The sequence below is a fragment of the Streptomyces sp. NBC_00377 genome, assembly GCF_036075115.1.
In the GTDB taxonomy this organism is placed as follows: domain Bacteria; phylum Actinomycetota; class Actinomycetes; order Streptomycetales; family Streptomycetaceae; genus Streptomyces.
In genome coordinates this window covers 4224265-4240492 of sequence record NZ_CP107958.1, presented here as the reverse complement: position 1 = coordinate 4240492, position 16228 = coordinate 4224265, and the positions used below count along the sequence as shown (strand labels likewise).

Annotated in this window: 12 protein-coding genes; 5 read left to right on the top strand and 7 right to left on the bottom strand. The window is 70.0% G+C overall.

Going from position 1 to position 16228, the window contains the following annotated elements; genetic code table 11:
- Positions 1-60 precede the first annotated feature (60 nt).
- From nth to OHS71_RS19025, 3 genes are all read left to right on the top strand, one after another.
- Positions 61-999 (top strand): endonuclease III, encoded by a 939-nt coding sequence (gene nth / locus OHS71_RS19035; protein ID WP_328480569.1) that lies wholly within the window; start codon positions 61-63, stop codon positions 997-999.
- A 394-nt stretch (positions 1000-1393) separates the two neighbouring features.
- On the top strand, positions 1394-2089 hold the full coding sequence (locus OHS71_RS19030) for an NUDIX hydrolase (RefSeq protein WP_328480568.1): 696 nt from the start codon (positions 1394-1396) through the stop codon (positions 2087-2089).
- A gap of 120 nt (positions 2090-2209) precedes the next feature.
- Entirely contained in the window at positions 2210-3409 is a 1200-nt protein-coding gene (locus OHS71_RS19025; protein ID WP_328480567.1) for a MarP family serine protease, read from the top strand.
- 82 nt (positions 3410-3491) lie between these two features.
- Here OHS71_RS19025 and OHS71_RS19020 read toward each other — a convergent pair whose 3' ends face one another.
- From OHS71_RS19020 to OHS71_RS18995, 6 genes are all read right to left on the bottom strand, one after another.
- Entirely contained in the window at positions 3492-3674 is a 183-nt protein-coding gene (locus OHS71_RS19020; protein WP_328480566.1) for a hypothetical protein, read from the bottom strand.
- Between the two features lie 127 nt (positions 3675-3801).
- Positions 3802-4752: an alpha/beta fold hydrolase gene (locus OHS71_RS19015; RefSeq protein WP_328480565.1), complete on the bottom strand. Its 951-nt coding sequence runs from the start codon at positions 4750-4752 to the stop codon at positions 3802-3804.
- Positions 4749-5237 carry a phage holin family protein gene (locus OHS71_RS19010; protein WP_328480564.1) on the bottom strand — a complete coding sequence of 163 codons (489 nt, stop codon included), beginning with the start codon at positions 5235-5237 and terminating at the stop codon, positions 4749-4751. Before OHS71_RS19010 ends, OHS71_RS19015 begins: the two co-directional genes overlap by 4 nt.
- A 59-nt stretch (positions 5238-5296) precedes the next feature.
- On the bottom strand, positions 5297-6757 hold the full coding sequence (gene nhaA / locus OHS71_RS19005) for a Na+/H+ antiporter NhaA (protein ID WP_328480563.1): 1461 nt from the start codon (positions 6755-6757) through the stop codon (positions 5297-5299).
- A gap of 212 nt (positions 6758-6969) precedes the next feature.
- Positions 6970-8928, bottom strand: a complete 1959-nt coding sequence (gene acs, locus OHS71_RS19000) for an acetate--CoA ligase (protein WP_328480562.1) — start codon at positions 8926-8928, stop codon at positions 6970-6972.
- Between the two features lie 594 nt (positions 8929-9522).
- The gene (locus OHS71_RS18995) at positions 9523-12204 is read right to left on the bottom strand and encodes a SulP family inorganic anion transporter (protein WP_328484566.1); all 2682 of its coding nucleotides are present in this window, start codon (positions 12202-12204) and stop codon (positions 9523-9525) included.
- A gap of 335 nt (positions 12205-12539) precedes the next feature.
- Here OHS71_RS18995 and OHS71_RS18990 point away from each other — a divergent pair, with 335 nt between their 5' ends.
- On the top strand, positions 12540-13823 hold the full coding sequence (locus OHS71_RS18990; protein WP_328480561.1) for a polysaccharide deacetylase family protein: 1284 nt from the start codon (positions 12540-12542) through the stop codon (positions 13821-13823).
- 76 nt (positions 13824-13899) lie between these two features.
- On the opposite strand, the gene OHS71_RS18985 is transcribed toward OHS71_RS18990, so the two are convergent.
- Entirely contained in the window at positions 13900-14880 is a 981-nt protein-coding gene (locus tag OHS71_RS18985) for an ATP-binding protein (RefSeq protein WP_328480560.1), read from the bottom strand.
- A 101-nt stretch (positions 14881-14981) separates the two neighbouring features.
- Here OHS71_RS18985 and OHS71_RS18980 point away from each other — a divergent pair, with 101 nt between their 5' ends.
- Positions 14982-15806 (top strand): oxidoreductase, encoded by an 825-nt coding sequence (locus tag OHS71_RS18980; RefSeq protein WP_328480559.1) that lies wholly within the window; start codon positions 14982-14984, stop codon positions 15804-15806.
- Positions 15807-16228: the final 422 nt, after the last annotated feature.

Below are 16228 nucleotides of genomic sequence, written 5' to 3'. Positions count from 1 at the left end.
TCCGCTGTCGGCGAACAGGACTCCGGCGGCGGTAGGAAAACGGCAAAGGTGACAAACGAGATGTCTGCGATGAAAGCGGCCGACGGTAAGAAAGCGGCCGTCGAGAAGGTCGCAGCCAAGAAGGCCGCAACAAAGGACGCCGGAAGCAGGGACGCCGGAACAAAGGGCGCCGCGGGCGCGAGAGCGGCGAGCAAGGGCGCCGTGGTCGAGGGCGCCGGCAGGAAGCCCGAGTCCCGCACCGCTCTGGTCCGCCGCGCCCGCCGCATCAATCGCGAACTCGCCGAGATCTACCCCTACGCCCACCCCGAACTGGACTTCGAGAACCCCTTCCAGCTGGTGGTCGCCACGGTCCTGTCCGCCCAGACGACCGACCTCCGGGTGAACCAGACGACCCCGGCCCTCTTCGCCAAGTACCCCACTCCTGAGGACCTGGCCGCCGCGAACCCGGAGCAGGTCGAGGAGATCCTGCGCCCCACCGGCTTCTTCCGGGCCAAGACCAAGTCGGTGATGGGCCTGTCCAAAGCCCTCGTGGAGGAGTTCGGCGGGGTGGTCCCCGGCCGGCTCGAGGACCTGGTCAAACTGCCCGGCGTCGGCCGCAAGACCGCCTTCGTGGTGCTGGGGAACGCGTTCGGGCGGCCCGGGATCACCGTGGACACGCACTTCCAGCGGCTCGTACGGCGCTGGCGGTGGACCGAGGCGACCGAGCCGGACAAGATCGAGGCGGCCGTCGGCGCGCTCTTCCCCAAGAGCGACTGGACGATGCTCTCGCACCACGTGATCTTCCACGGCCGCCGTATCTGCCATGCCCGTAAACCGGCCTGCGGCGCCTGCCCCATCGCCCCGGTGTGCCCGGCGTACGGCGAGGGCGAGACGGATCCGGAGAAGGCGAAGAAGCTCCTGAAGTACGAGAAGGGCGGCTTCCCCGGCCAGCGCCTGAACCCGCCCCAGGCCTACCTGGACGCGGGCGGCAGGCCGGCCCCGCCGCTGGAGGCCGGATGACGGAGGGGCCGACGGCGCCCCGGACCGGACGGGGGGCACGCGCTGAACGGCGTGCGCGGGCGGAACGGGGTGCATGGACCGGCGCAGGGCGTCCGGGGGTCGCGGAGCGCATGAGCAGTGCTGGGCGGGTGGGTGGCGCGGGGCGAGTGGATGGCGCCGGGCGGATCGCCGTGCGCACAGGTGCGGCACGCACGAGGGACCCGGCACGTACGAGGGATCCGGCGCGTACGACCCGGCCAAGGGACCAGGCGCGTGCGACGGACCCGGCGCGTACGACGCAGCCTGGGGACGTGGCACGTACGGCCCGTACGAGACACACGATCGAGGGACGGCCCGCGGAACGATCTGCCGGGGCCCGGGCGTTGGACGAGGCAGAACGGGGGGTGGTGTGGCGATGACACGCGCGAGTCGTACGCAGGGCGGTGCGGTGACGCTCAGCAAGGAGGGCCTGCCCGCCTGGCTGGACCCGGTGGTGCACGCCGTGGAGACGGTCCAGCCGCTCCAGCTCAGCCGCTTTCTGCCCCCGGAGAACGGCACGGGGCGCCAGTCGGCCGTCCTGATCCTGTTCGGCGAGGGCGAGCGCGGCCCCGAGCTGCTGATCATGGAGCGGGCCAGTTCCCTGCGCTCGCACCCCGGCCAGCCGTCCTTCCCGGGCGGTGCCCTCGACCCGGAGGACGGCGACCCGCACGGTGACGGGCCGCTGCGGGCCGCCCTGCGCGAGGCCGAGGAGGAGACGGGGCTCGATCCGGCGGGGGTCCAGCTCTTCGGTGTGCTGCCCAAGCTGTACATCCCGGTCAGCGGCTTCGTCGTCACCCCGGTCCTGGGCTGGTGGCGCGAGCCGAGCCCGGTGGGCGTCGTCGATCCCGGTGAGACCGCCCGCGTCTTCACGGTTCCCGTGGCGGATCTCACGGACCCCGGCAACCGGGCCGTGGCCGTGCACCCCAGCGGTCACCGCGGCCCGGCATTCCTGGTCGAATCGGCCCTTGTGTGGGGTTTCACGGCCGGTGTGATCGACCGTCTGCTGCACTTCGCGGGCTGGGAGCGCCCCTGGGACCGTGAGAAGCAGGTCCCGCTGGACTGGCGGTCATGACAGGGTGTCCACCGTACTGTGTCTGCCTCGGGGACGTCCTGTCCCATCGCCGCTTCGCGGTCGGCCAGACCTCCGGCCGACCTGTGGTGAGTGTGAGATGACGAGGCGAGGCGCGAAGCGGTGAACGTGCTGGACATCCTGTTGTTGGTAGCGGCCGTCTGGTTCGCGGTCGTCGGCTACCGCCAGGGCTTCGTCGTGGGCATCCTGTCGGTGATCGGGTTCCTGGGCGGCGGCCTCGTCGCCGTCTACCTGCTGCCCGTCATCTGGGACGCGCTCACCGAGAACTCCGAGGTGAGCACCACGGCCGCCGTCGTCGCGGTCATCGTCGTGATCGTCTGCGCCTCGATCGGCCAGGCCCTCACCACCCATCTCGGCAACAAGCTGCGCCGGTACATCACCTGGTCCCCGGCCCGTGCGCTGGACGCGACGGGCGGCGCGCTGGTCAATGTCGTGGCGATGCTGCTCGTGGCATGGCTGATCGGGTCCGCACTCGCCGGCACCACCCTGCCCACCCTGGGCAAGGAGGTCCGCAGTTCCAAGGTGCTGCACGGGGTGTCCGAGGCGCTGCCCGCCCAGGCCGACACCTGGTTCGCCGACTTCTCCTCCGTCCTCGCGCAGAACGGCTTCCCGCAGGTCTTCAGTCCGTTCTCCAACGAGCCGATCACCGACGTCCGGGCGCCCGACCCGGCGCTCGCCGACAGCCCGGTGGCCAAGCGGGCGCAGCGCTCCATCGTCAAGGTGATGGGCACCGCGGAGAGTTGCGGCAAGGTCCTGGAAGGCACCGGGTTCGTCTTCGGCGAGCGCCGTGTGATGACCAACGCGCACGTCGTGGGCGGTGTCGACGAACCCACCGTCCAGATAGGCGGTGTGGGCCGCAAGTACGACGCCACGGTCGTCCTGTACGACTGGAAGCGCGACATCGCCGTCCTGGACGTGCCGGATCTCGACGCGCCCGTGCTTCAGTTCACCGCCAAGGACGCGGTGACCGGTGACGACGCGATCGTCGCGGGGTTCCCGGAGAACGGTTCGTACGACGTCCGTGCCGCGCGTGTGCGGGGCCGCATCACGGCCAACGGCCCGGACATCTACCACCGCACCACCGTGCGCCGCGATGTGTACTCGCTGTTCACGACCGTCCGTCAGGGAAACTCCGGTGGACCGCTGCTCACCCCCGACGGCAAGGTGTACGGCGTGGTCTTCGCGAAGTCCCTCGACGACGCCGAGACGGGCTACGCCCTCACGGCGGACGAGATCCGGCAGGACATCACCGAGGGGCGTACCGCGGGCCAGCAGGTGGACAGCGACAGCTGCGCCCTCTGAGGGACGTACGAAGGTCCTGAGGCCCTGCCGAAGACCCGATCCGGCCCCACCGGCGTTCCTGTGGACGCCTTTTGCCGGCTGGTCAGCCTCGCGGATGACGCAGGCGGACCGAGACCCATCGGGCCCGGCGGCGCAGGATGCGCGGAATGCCCACCCGGAGGTCGGAGCCCGGCAGTTGCGGGTCGCCACCTCGTCGGTGGGGGCTCAGGCCACTGGCCGAGCGGCGGTTGCGTGCTGCGTCACTGTAGTCGTGCGTCCAGCCCATACCCCGACGTCTGCCCCTGCCCCAAGGTCGATAACCGCCCTCGGAGCGGCCAATTGGCCTATGCGCCGGGCATTTGGCTGTTCGTAGTACAGACGTTCAGCACCGGGTACCGGGCGCGACGACCCGGTCACCGATCGGGTTCGGGATCCTTCAGCCAGTTGACGAGTTCCGTGGAGAAGGCGACCGGGTCCTCCTCGTGCGGGAAGTGGCCGAGCCCGTCGAACAGCCGCCAGCGGTACGGCGCTTCGACGTACTCGCCGGAGCCGGCCGCGCTGCGGGTGCGCATCACCGGATCGAGGGACCCGTGCAGATGCAGCGTCGGTACGCGCACCGGCCGTTTCATGCGCCGGTAGAACTGGATGCCGTCCGGACGGCCCAGCGACCGCACGAGCCACCGGTACGGCTCCACGGCGCAGTGCGCGGTGGAAGGGATGCACATGGCGCGCCGGTACGTCTCCACCGCCTCGTCCTCCGGCGGTCGGGGCCCGGACCACTCCCGCATCAGCCGGCCCACCAGTTCACCGTCGTCGGCGGTGAGCTGCCGCTCGGGGATCCACGGCCGCTGGAACCCCCAGATGTGGGAACTCGCGGTCGTCTGGCGGACGTCGGCGAGCATCGCCGAGCGCCAGCGCCGGGGGTGCGGCATCGACGCGACGGCCAGCCTGCGGACGAGCTTGGGCCGCATCACGGCCGCCGTCCACGCCAGATAGCCGCCCAGGTCGTGGCCGACCAGCGCGGCATCCGGCTCGCCCAGGGAGCGGATCACGCCGGTGATGTCGAGGGCGAGGTTGGCCGGGTCGTAGCCGCGCGGGGTGCGGTCGCTGCCGCCCACGCCCCGCAGGTCCATCGCGACGGCCCGGAAGCCCGCGTCGGCCAGGGCGACCAGCTGGTGCCGCCACGTCCACCAGAACTGCGGGAAGCCGTGGACGAGCATGACCAGCGGGCCGTCACCCAGCTCGGCGATGTGGAAGCGCGCGCCGTTCGCGGCGACCTCGCGATGGGTGACCCGTACACCGCAGACGGCGTCCGGGCGTACGACCGATGCGGGGTGGGCCGGTGGGATGGCGGGGTCCGTCATGACGACGAGCGTGTCACAGCCTCGATGGCCTCCGGGACCCGGTCCTGCGGGAGCTCGGGCCGCGGATGCGGCTTGGCGTTCTGCAGGACGCCCGCCGACTCCTTCACGGAGGCGGCGACCTTCTGCGGGCCCTTGCTCTTCTGCGCCTTCTTCGCGAAGACCACGCCGATCAGCGCGAGGACGAGCGCGACGAGCACGTTCGCCGCGAAGGACAGCAGGAAGCAGACCGCCAGGTTCCAGTCGCTCCAGGTCCGGATGCCGTACGCCAGCGCGAAGTTCAGCATCGGAAGGGAGAAGACCAGGACGGCACCCGCCACCGAGAACGCCCCGCCGCTCACCGCCCCGCGCTTGACGTCCTGTTTCAGCTGTGCCTTCGCCAGCGCGATCTCGTCGTGCACCAGCGCCGACAATTCGGTCGTCGCCGAGGCGAACAGCTGGCCGATGCTGCGTTCGGCGCCGACCGGGCTGCCGTCGGGTGCGCTCATCGCGTTCTCCCTCTTCCGCTGCTCTGTGTTTCCGACTTCTTTTGTACCGTCCCGTCAGATCATGCCGGACGGTCGTCGTCCTCGCCTGCCCCGCCCGGCACTTCGGCAAGCCCGTGGCGTGCCGCGGTGTCCTCCCGGGCGATCCGCCGGGTGATCTCATCGGCCGTCCGGCGGTGTTCCGCGGCCTTGCGGTCGTGGATCTCCGCCATGCGCAGGTGATACGCCGGGTCGTCCTCCTCGTAGACGTCCGGGACGCCGTCGAGGTCGTCGTCGCGCTCCTCGGCCTCCCACATCCGGCGGTACCGCGCGTTGCGAAGCTTCAGCAGGACCGTCGCGAAGGTCGCCGCGATCAGCGAGCCCACCAGGACGGATGCCTTGACCTCGTCGGTCAGGATCGCGTCGCCCTCGAAGGCGAGCTCCCCGATCAGCAGCGAGACGGTGAATCCGATGCCGGCCAGGGACGCGACCGCGAACACGTCCGCCCAGGCGAGGTCCTCGCTCAGCGAAGCGCGGGTGAAGCGGGCGGTCAGCCAGGTTCCGCCGAAGATGCCGATGGTCTTGCCGACGATCAGACCGAGGAGGACGCCCAGGGTCTCCGGCTTGCCGAACACGTCTGCGAGCGCGTCGCCCGAGATCGCCACACCGGCGCTGAACAGGGCGAACAGCGGGACCGCGAGCCCGGCGGAGAGGGGCCGGACAAGGTGCTCGACCCGCTCGCCGGGAGACTGCTTCTCGCCCTCGCGCGTGGTGCAGCGCAGCATCAGGCCCATCGCGACTCCGGCGATGGTGGCGTGCACGCCGCTGTTGTACATCAGCGCCCAGACGACGAGCGCGAGGGGGACGTAGACGTACCAGCCGTGCACGCCCCGGCGCAGGAGCAGCCAGAACGCGAGGAGGCCGACCGCCGCGCCGCCCAGCGCCACGAAGTCGATGGTGCTCGTGAAGAAGACCGCGATGATCAGAATCGCGAACAGGTCGTCGACGACGGCGAGGGTGAGCAGGAAGGCGCGCAGCGAGCTGGGCAGAGAGGTGCCGATGACGGCGAGCACGGCGAGCGCGAAGGCGATGTCGGTGGCCGTGGGCACCGCCCAGCCGCCGAGAGAGCCGCCGCCGGCGAGGTTGGTGAGCGTGTAGACGAGCGCCGGTACGGCCATCCCGCACAGCGCTGCCGCGACGGGGAGCGCGGCGGCCCTGGGGTCCTTGAGATCACCGGCGACGAGTTCTCGCTTGAGTTCGATCCCGGCGACGAAGAAGAAGATCGCGAGCAGGCCGTCGGCCGCCCAGTGGGCGACGGAGAGGTGCAGTCCGAGCGCCTCGGGGCCGAAGTGGAAGTCGCTGACGCTCTCATAGCTGTCGTGAAGGAGGGGCGCGTTCGCCCAGACCAGCGCGGCGACGGCGGCGACCAGCAGCAGCACACCGCCGACGGTCTCCGTGCGCAGGGACTCCGTGACGAAGTTCCGCTCGGGGAGCGACAGCCGGCCGAAGGCCTTGCGGGGGGTGGTATCGCGGGGCGCGGTCACGGGGGAGACCTCCGGTCGGTGGGCAGGACGGAGCACTTGCCGACCAGACTTCCCGGCGCACCTGAGTTGCGTGTCTTTTGTTTAGTTTACCTAAGGTGCGACGGTGAGGGGCGCGGCGGTGACGGAAACCCGCTGATGCCACTCAGAACCCACGATAGATGCGACGAGGGCACCCGGCGCGCTCGTCGCCCGGTGCCCTCGTCGTCGTCCTTCTAGTCCTCGCTGGGCGCGGCCGGGAGCTTGGCCTGGATGAGGTCCATGACCGTGGAGTCGGTCAGCGTGGTGACGTCCCCGAGTTCGCGCTTCTCGGCGATGTCCCGCAGCAGGCGGCGCATGATCTTGCCCGAGCGGGTCTTGGGGAGCTCAGTGACCGGGTGGATCTGCTTGGGCTTGGCGATCGGGCCCAGCGTGACGCCGACGTGGTTGCGCAGGTCGGCGACGAGCTGTTCGTCCTCCGCGTTCGCGGTGCCGCGCAGGATGACGAAGGCGACGATGGCCTGCCCGGTGGTCTCGTCCGCCGCGCCGACGACGGCCGCCTCGGCGACGGACGGGTGGGACACGAGCGCCGACTCGACCTCCGTGGTCGAGATGTTGTGGCCCGACACGAGCATGACGTCGTCGACGCGCCCGAGGAGCCAGATGTCGCCGTCGTCGTCCTTCTTCGCGCCGTCGCCTGCGAAGTACCTGCCCTCGAAGCGTGACCAGTACGTGTCGAGGAACCGCTGGTCGTCGCCCCAGATCGTGCGCAGCATCGACGGCCACGGTTCGGTCAGGACCAGATAGCCGCCACCGCCGTCCGGCACCTCGTTGGCCTCGTCGTCGACGACCGTCGCGGAGATGCCGGGCAGCGGCGTCTGCGCGGAACCGGGCTTGGTCGCGGTGACGCCCGGCAGCGGCGAGATCATCATCGCGCCGGTCTCGGTCTGCCACCAGGTGTCGACGACGGGCGTCCGGTCGCCGCCGATGTGCTTGCGGTACCAGACCCATGCCTCGGGGTTGATCGGCTCACCGACCGAGCCGAGCACCCGCAGGCTGCCGAGATCGAACTTCGCGGGGATGTCGTCGCCCCACTTCATGAACGTGCGGATGGCGGTCGGCGCCGTGTACAGGATCGTCACCCCGTACTTCTGCACGATCTCCCAGAAACGGCCCTGGTGCGGGGTGTCGGGCGTGCCCTCGTACATCACCTGCGTCGCGCCGTTCGCCAGCGGCCCGTAGACGATGTACGAGTGCCCGGTGACCCAGCCGACGTCGGCCGTGCACCAGTAGACGTCGGTCTCGGGCTTGAGGTCGAAAACGGCGTGGTGGGTGTACGCGGTCTGGGTGAGGTAGCCGCCGGAGGTGTGCAGGATGCCCTTCGGCTTACCCGTGGTGCCGGAGGTGTAAAGGATGAACAGCGGGTGCTCGGCCTCGAACGCCTCCGGAGTGTGCTCGGCCGACTGCCGCTCGACGATCTCGTGCCACCAGACGTCGCGCCCGTCGTTCCAGGCGACGTCCTGACCCGTGCGCCGGACGACGAGCACGTGCTCCACGTTGCCGGCGCGGTCGGCCGCGTCGTCGACGGCCGGCTTCAGCGCGGACGGCTTGCCGCGCCGGTACCCGCCGTCGGACGTGATGACGACCTTGGCGTCCGCGTCCTGGATGCGCGTGGCCAGCGCGTCCGCCGAGAAGCCGCCGAAAACGACGGAGTGCGCGGCACCGATCCGGGCGCAGGCCAGCATCGCGACCGCCGTCTCCGGGATCATCGGCATGTATACGGCTACCCGGTCGCCCTTCCGGACCCCCAGCTCCAGCAGGGCGTTGGCGGCCTTCGACACCTCGTCCTTGAGCTCGGCGTAGGTGACGGCACGGCTGTCGCCTGGCTCGCCCTCGAAGTGGATGGCGACCCGGTCCCCGTTCCCGGCCTCCACATGCCGGTCGACGCAGTTGTAGGCGACGTTGAGCTCGCCGTCCTTGAACCACTTGGCGAACGGCGGATTCGACCAGTCCAGGGTCTCGGTCGGCTCCTTGGCCCAGGTCAGCCGACGGGCCTGCTCGGCCCAGAAGCCGAGCCTGTCAGCCTTGGCCTGTTCGTACGCCTCCGCCGTGACGTTGGCGTCGGCCGCCAGATCGGCGGGCGGCGCGAACCTGCGCTCTTCCTTGAGCAGGTTGGCCAAGGATTCGTTGCTCACGACATCTCCCTCTCGAAGGGTGTCCGTGTCCGTTGTGTCCCAGGCCACAGCTCATCAGACCCGGGGGGCCGGTGACAAGGGCCGACCTGCAATTGGTTTAGACCTATCGGCTCGGGGTCGGCACGCCCTGCTTCCGTTCCGTCGGCCAGGGGTTCCGTCCCCAGGACCATCCCGGCAGCTCCCGGGGACATCCGTACCCACGGATGCACAGCAGCCGGAGTTCAGCCGGTGTAACGCCTTTCACACCACCACCCCGGACGCGCACGGTCCTTCAGCGGATTCCCGCGACACGGCCATGCCTCTACGGAGGCGGTACGGCGGTACGGCACCGATGGCGGACACCGACGGCGTGGACACCGACGGCGTGGACACCGACGGCCACGGCGAGTCGGTGCGCCGTGGCCGGCTGCCCGCCCGGTCGACCGGGGGGTGTCCGGCGACCGGGAAGCGTGCGGCCGGCGGGGAGGCGTGCGGTCGACCGACGCGCCGGCGGTCGGGCCTGGAGGCACCTTGCGGTGATGTGGCGCGCCCGTTGGCCATGAGCCGTCCAGCGGCTGGGGACTTCGGACAGTGGGGGGAGCGCGTCGCGCCGGATCAGGCCGGTACGTCCGCCTGCCCCACGTGGCCGAACAGTTCGCCGCCGCCCTCTGTCGTCCCGGTGAGCAGGTATGCCTGAGCCTCACCCACGTGGAAGTACAGCCCGTGCAGTTCCAGCGCCCCGCTCCGCAGCGCCCGGGTCACCGACTCGTGGGCCCGCAGGTGTTCCAACTGCTGGACCACGTTGGTCAGACAGAGCTGCTCGACCGCGTCCGCCGGCGCCCGCCCGGCGAGCCGGGCGCCGGGGCGGTCTGTGTCGGCCATCCGTTCCAGACTCGGCACACCGTGTTGCAGCCACCGCCTCAACGGGGTGCGCACGCCTCCCGGTTCGGAGTCGAGCAGTGCCTGCATGGCCCCGCATCCGGAGTGCCCGCACACCGTGATGGACCGCACCTTCAGCACGTCCACCGCGTACTCGATCGCGGCCGCCACCGAGTCGTCCCCACTCTCCCCACCGGGCGGCGGCACGAGGTTGCCGACATTGCGCACCACGAAAAGGTCGCCCGGACCACTGGAGGTGATCATGGAGGTCACCAGCCGTGAGTCGGCGCACGTGAGGAAGAGCTGGGTGGGCCGTTGACCCTCCCGGGCCAGCCGCGCCAGTTCACCTCGCACCAGCGGCGCGGTGTTGCGCTGGAACGCGCTGATCCCACGCACCAGCTGATGTCCACTCGGCTCGACGGGCTGCCGCTCCGTCTCTTCCGCCTGCTCCGTCTGCTGTGCCTGTTCCGGCCGTTCCCTTCGCTCTGTCCTGCCCAACTCTCCTGGTCCCATCGGCTCAGGCTCCCGGGGCTCTGCCGTCTCCCTTCTCCGGGCTGTTCCGGGGGATGCTGCCGCTGTAGGTGTCGCTTCCGCCGGTTCCCCCGGACGGGCTGCGTCAGGCGTGCCAGCCGGTTGTGCTGTGTGCGGTGCGTGTGCCGTCTTCTGCGGGACTTCACACTGGTGATTGCGCCACGGTGTCCAGGGACGGCAGCGGCAGTCGGCGATCGGTACCTCACCGACACGATCGGGGCCGAGAGGCCGGGGAGCCGTCAATGCCCCTTCTCGGGTGCCGGCACCGGGGAGGTCGGGGAGGCCGGATCCTGCGTCAAGTTCCGCCTCCACGTCGCCTCCCGTGCCGAGCCCCGTACCGGAGCGGCGGCCGGTCAGCTCCACGGAGCCGCCCTGGGCGGTGTGCGACTTCTGCCAGTCCTGCAGGGACTCGTACGCCGCGTGGTCCATGAAGGAGCCGTCCAACTCGACGACGACATGGGTGCCGTGAGGTACGAGGTGCAGGATGCGGCTGAGCCGTGGGACGGCGAGGAAGGTCAACTGGCCTCTGACGTGTACGTGATGGACTCCTTCCTTCTCGTGGTGCGTGATACGGGTGCGGGTGAGGCGGTGCAGGGCGACGGCCACGGCGACGGCGACGCCGAACGTCACGCCCTCCAGGACTCCCAGGAACACCACGCCGAGGGTGGTGACGATGTACACCAGCACCTCTCGGTGGCGGGTCACCGTGCGAATGTGGTGCAGGGACACCATCTGGATGCCGACGGCCATCACCAGGGCGGCCAGTGAGGCGAGCGGGATGAGATCCAGGACCGGGACCATCAGCAGCGCGGCGACTACTACGAGAACGCCGTGCAGCATCGTGGAGTTCCGGCTCACGGCACCGGCTTGGACATTCGCCGAACTGCGCACGGCGACGCCCGCCACGGGCAGTCCACCGAGTGCGCCGGAGACGATGTTGGCCGCTCCCTGGCCCAGCAGTTCGCGGTTCAGGTCGGCGCGGCCGACACGGGTGGAGCGGGATCCCAGCAGTCCGGGGCGTGAGGCGATCAGCTTGTCCACGGCGACCGCGCCGAGCAGCGACTGCACGCTGCATACCAGTGTGGTGGTGAGGACGGCGGCGACGAGCCCGAGCGCCGGTCCCTCGGGCAGCCCGGCCAGCGCGTGACTGCTCCAGGACGGCAGATCCACCTTGGGCAGGGTGAGGCCCGTCAGCGCGGCGATCGCGGTGGCGCCGGTGACCGCGACGAGTGCGGCGGGCACCTTGTGCAGCAGCCGGCCCGCACGGCCGGGGATACGCGGCCAGAGCAGCAGCAGGGTCAGGGTCAACGCGCTCACCGCCACGGCGGCGGGGCGCAGCGCGGCCAGTTGGGCGGGCAGAGCACGGAGGTTGTCGAGTACCGAACTCTGGGGGGTGCCGCCGAGGACCACGTGCAGCTGGGCGACGGCGATGGTGACGCCGATGCCGGCGAGCATGCCGTGCACGATGGCGGGGCTGACGGCAAGGGCGGTGCGCGCCACGCGCAGGCAGCCGAGAGCCAGCTGGGCGAGTCCGGCGAGGACGGTGATGGCGCATGTCGTCCGCCAGCCGTACCGCTGGATGAGGTCGGCGGTGACCACGGTCAGTCCGGCCGCGGGGCCGCTGACCTGGAGCGGTGCGCCGCCGATCCACCCGGCGACGATCCCGCCCGCGGCTGCGGCGACGAGGCCGGCCTGAAGGGGCGCGCCGGTGGCGAGGGCGATGCCGAGGGACAGCGGCAGGGCGATCAGGAAGACCGCGATCGAGGCGGACACGTCGGCGCCCGCGACGCGGAAGCGTCGGTGCGGGGCGGGTGGGGGACTGTGGGGCTGGTGGACGCGCTCGGTGGGCGTCGAGTGGGCAGTGCGGGTGGGGGCGCAGGCGGACATAATTCCCGTCTCCTCCGGGGCAGCGCGGTCGCGGAACATGTGGTCCCCCGGTCAGGTCGGGGGCGGTCGCGGCCGTGGGTCACGGCGTGCAGCGGCGGGATGAAATCAACGCTCGGTAAACAGATCGTAATGCAGAGTAAAGGTCAAGCCTGGATTGTTGGGGCAAATGGGGCAGGTAATCACCCGCGCGAGTGAAGTGGGCTTTTTATCGGCTTGTCGTATTAATTCCTTCTCGGCTCCGTGCGACCTTGACGGCGCCGTCGGCTCGTCCCGGCGCGTCACCAGAGAACGCCCTCGTCGGCGTTGGCCGAGAGAAGGAAGAAGGTGGGCGGAAGATGGCCGCCACCCAGAGGATCGCCGCGGGCGCAGTGGTCGCCGCGGCTCTCACCGCATCGCTCGCAGGATGTGCAACAGGAACCGGGGGTTCCGACGGTTCCGGGGAGGGAGTCCCGGGGCCGCAGAAGGTCAAACCGGCCCCGGCCGTCCCCAGGAGTGTGGTCCGCCTGATCGGCGACGGCTCCACCTCGTACACCGGCGCACAGCCCCACCTGCCCCGCCCCGAGCGCCTGAAGCCGGGCCAGAAGCCGCCCCAGTTCGTGGTCTTCTCCTGGGACGGCGCAGGCGAGGACAGTCAGCAGTTGTTCTCGCACTTCCGCAAGGTGTCCAAGGCCAACAACGCGACGATGACGTACTTCCTCAGCGGTGTGTACATGCTGCCGGAGGAGAAAGCAGACCTGTACAAGCCGCCGCAGCACTCGCCCGGCCGCTCCGACATCGGCTTCAACGACGAGCGCGGCATCGCGGACACCGTGAAGCAGCTGCGCCTGGCGTGGTTGGAGGGCAACGAGATCGGCACCCACTTCAACGGCCACTTCTGCGGGAAGAACGGCGGCGTCGGCGAGTGGTCGGTCGAGGAGTGGAAGGAGGAGATCGCCCAGGCCAAGCAGTTCGTGAGGACCTGGAAGACCAACACCGGCATGAAGGACGCGGCGCCGCTGCCCTTCGACTACGACAAGGAGCTCATCGGCGCCCGCACCCCTTGCCTGGAGGGCCAGAAGAACTTCATGAAGGCCGGCCGGGAACTGGGCTTCCGCTACGACACCAGCGGCGTCAACAACCAGGTGTGGCCCGGCAAGAAAGAGGGGCTGTGGGACCTGTCGATGCAGCTCGTGCCCTTCCCCGGCCACACCTACGAACAGCTCACCATGGACTACAACTTCATGGTCAACCAGTCCGGCACCCACACCCAGGGCGACCCCGGCAAGCGGAAGTTCTGGGGCGACCAGATGCGTGACGGCCTGCTCACGGGCTTCGACCGGGCCTATGACGGCAACCGCGCACCACTGATCATCGGCAACCACTTCGAGTCCTGGAACGGCGGCACGTACATGCGCGCCGTCGAACAGGTCGTCGAGCACGTCTGCAACAAGCCGGACGTGCGCTGCGTGTCCTTCCGGCAGCTCGCCGACTGGCTGGACGCCCAGGACCCGAACATCCTGGCCAAGCTGCGCACCCTGGAAGTCGGCGAGGCCCCGAAGGACGGCTGGGCTTCCTTCCTGCACGGCAGCCCCGCCCCGGCTCCGAAGGGTGTCCCCGGGGCCCCGGCGGCCAGGCGTTAGACGCTCGGGCCGGCAGACGCCGCCACACGCGTGTTCACGCTGAACCCCACCGCCAGGACCTCATCGGCAGGGACCGTCAGGCGGAGGCCGTGAGGCTCCGGCCGAGGACGAATCCGGGGTCGATCTGCGCCGCCAGGTCGACCCCGGTGCGTTCGTTGCCCCAGGACTCGGCGTTCTTCAGGTGGAAGTGCACCATCTGCCGCGTGTAACGCTCCCAGTCACGCCGGTCGTACGCCGAATCGACCGTCGTCCGCAGCAGGTGCAGCGCCTGGCGGTTGGTGTCCTCCAGGAGAGCGAACCGGGGCGGCCGGCCCTTCTCCATGGCGCGCACCCAGTCCGAGTGACCCACCGTCACGAGCAGGTCGTCCCCGACCTCGGCGCGCAGGAAGTCGACGTCGTCCGGGCCCTGCACCTTGTTGCCGACGACCTTCAGTTCGACACCGAAGTCGCGTGCGTACTCCTTGTACTGGCGATAGACGGAGACCCCCTTCCGGGTCGGCTCGGCGACGAGGAACGTGATGTCGAAGCGGGTGAACATGCCGGAGGCGAAGGAGTCCGAGCCCGCGGTCATGTCGACCACGACGTACTCGTCACGGCCGTCCACCAGGTGGTTCAGGCACAGCTCCACCGCTCCCGTCTTGGAGTGGTAGCAGGAGACCCCCAGGTCGGCGTCCGTGAAAGGGCCCGTGACCATCAAACGGACGGCGCCGCCGTCGAGTTCCACGGGCCGCGCACAGGCGTCGTACACCGGGTTGTTCTCGCACACCCGCAGCAACCGGGAGCCCTCGCCGGGCGGTGTCGTCTTGATCATCACGTCGGCGGAGGTGACACGCCTGTTGGCACCCCGCAGATAGTCCTTGATCAGCGGCAGCCGGTCGCCCATCGCGGGCAGTTCCGCGGCTTCCGCCTCGTCGAGGCCCAGGGCGGGCCCCAGATGCTGGTTGATGTCCGCGTCGACCGCGATCACAGGTCGGCCGTCGGCGGCCAGGTGGCGGATGAACAGGGATGACAGGGTGGTCTTGCCGCTGCCGCCCTTCCCGACGAAAGCAATTTTCATGTTCACGAAGCGTAGTGCCGTGATAGCTGTGTGTGTCGTGCCTGCGTGAAGAAGACCACTCCTTCGTGGGGCGCGGGCCTCCGTTGCGTAATCTCGTACTCATGAGTACGACAGGCGCGTCCGCCGATCCGCTCGCGGCCCTGGGCTCCTTGCCCGGTGTGGCCGAATCCGTGGAGTCCATGCGCAAGGCCGTGGACCGGGTCTACGGGCATCGCGTCATGCGCCGCCGCAGCAACGAGATCACCTCGGAGGCCGCGCTGCGCGGCGCTCGCGGCTCGGCGGCCCTGTCCGGGGCGGACTGGGCGCTGGAGGAGGTGCGTCGGCGCACCGACTTCGGGGTCGACGGCGAGGCGCGTGTCATGGGTGCGGCTCTGCGGCTGTCCGCCGAGGCGGGCCAGTTGCTGTCCATCTGGCGGCAGTCGCCGCTGAGGGTGCTGGCGCGACTGCACCTGGTGGCCGCCGCGAGCGACGGTGACGAGGTCGGACGTCCGCGTCAGGCCGGTGAGCCGGTCGACGAGCCGCTGATCGAGCTGCCGCTGCCGGACGCCGCCGAGGTGGCCGGCCGCCTCGAGGGGCTGTCCGAGCTGATCATCGCGGGAGGCTCCGCGCCCGCACTGGTGACGGCTTCCGTGGTGCACGGCGAACTGCTGGCCCTGCGGCCCTTCACCTCCTGCAACGGACTGGTCGCACGGGCCGCCGAGCGGATCGTCCTGATCGGTGGCGGCCTCGACCCCAAGTCGGTCTGCCCGGCCGAGGTCGGACATGCCGAGCTGGGACGGGCGGCCTACCTGGCGGCTCTCGACGGCTATGTCTCGGGCACTCCGGACGGCATGGCGGCCTGGATCGCGCACTGCGGCAGGGCGGTCGAGCTGGGCGCACGCGAGTCGACGGCAGTGTGCGAAGCGCTCCAGCGCGGGGCGGCGTAAACCCCGCGCGCGAGGGGCGCGGCAACGGGAAAGGCCCCCTCGCGGGGGCCTCGCTGCAAAGGGTTGCGGCGGTACGAGTTCTCGTACCGCCGCTGGCATGCTCACCCGGTTACCAAGCGTCCTCGATATATTGCCCATCAGGCCGGGAGCTTTGCCCGTCACCTGGTGCGGCTGGCCCGTAATCGACGGGTCGACGTCGCGTGGGTGCCCAGTGATCATGCGCGGTCCGTGGGGCCAAATGCGTTATTAAGGTGATCCTCTCGGATGTCCTTGGTCTCGCGGGCCGTTAAGTCCTTTCTACTCCGAGTCCCGGACAAGCGGAAGTGCTGGCGCCAGTTCTTTGCTTTTGCGTCCAAACGGGATTCAAACGGGCACCGCCGCTCGGTCGTGGCGTCAGCCAGGGCAGGCGTCCCGCGCGGTGC